Source organism: Micromonospora inaquosa (assembly GCF_003857055.1).
GTDB classification, from domain to species: domain Bacteria; phylum Actinomycetota; class Actinomycetes; order Mycobacteriales; family Micromonosporaceae; genus Micromonospora; species Micromonospora inaquosa.
In genome coordinates, this window is sequence record NZ_QGSZ01000006.1 from 1 (window position 1) to 917 (window position 917).

A 917-nucleotide genomic window follows, 5' to 3' on the forward strand; every position below is an offset into this window, starting at 1 on the left:
ATCTTCTAGGGTGGGGGCTGTGGCCCGAAGTGTGTATTTGACGAGCGTGGGGTCCGGCGGGGGCAAGTCGACGATCGCCCTCGGGTTGGCGGAGTTGCTGTCCCGCCAGGTCGGGCGGATCGGCGTGTTCCGACCGCTGGTCGCCGACACCGGGCCGGACCCGATCCTCGCCCTGCTCAGCGAGCGCTACCGGGTCGAGGTGCCGCTGGCCGAGTTGGCCGGGGCGAGCTACGCCGAGGCTGCCGCGTTGGTCGCCGACGGCCGACGGGAGCAGCTCATCTCGGCGATCGTCGAGCGCTACCGGGCGGTGGAGCGGCAGTGCCCGGCGGTGGTGGTGGTGGGCAGCGACTTCGACGACCCGGGCGACCCGGCCCGCCCCCGCGAGCTGGCCTTCAACGCCCGGCTGGCCACCGAGTTCGGCAGCGTGGTGGTGCCGGTGGTGGACGGTTTCGAGCAGGCGCCGGCGGCGGTCGCGGCCGCGATGCGGGGGGCGTACCACGATCTGGCCGACCTGGGCGCGACGGTGCTCGCGGTGATCGCCAACCGGGTGACCGGGCCGATGACGCTGCCCGAGCTGCCGGTCCCCGCGTACGCCATCCCGGAGGTGCCGAGCGTGTCGGCGCCGACGGTGGCCGAGGTGGCGGCGGCGCTGGGCGCCACCCTGCTGGCCGGGGACGACGCCGCGCTCGGTCGCGACGTGCTGGATTTCGTGGTCGGCGCGGCGCATGTGCCGACCCTGCTGGGCCACCTCACCGAGGGCGCCCTGGTGATCACCCCAGGGGACCGGGCGGACCTGCTCGTCGCCGCGAGCGCCGCACACGTGGCCGGGCAGGTGTCGGTGGCCGGGCTGGTGCTCACCCTGGGCGAGCAGCCCGACCCCCGGGTGATGCGGCTGGTGGAGGGCCTCAACACGGGGC

At 74.9% G+C, this 917-nt stretch carries 1 protein-coding gene; it reads left to right on the forward strand.

Features of this window, described 5'->3' with window-relative positions; genetic code table 11:
- Positions 1-10: 10 nt before the first annotated feature.
- Positions 11-917 (forward strand): DRTGG domain-containing protein (locus DLJ59_RS00030; RefSeq protein ID WP_148096910.1); only part of this gene is annotated, 907 nt, incomplete at its 3' end.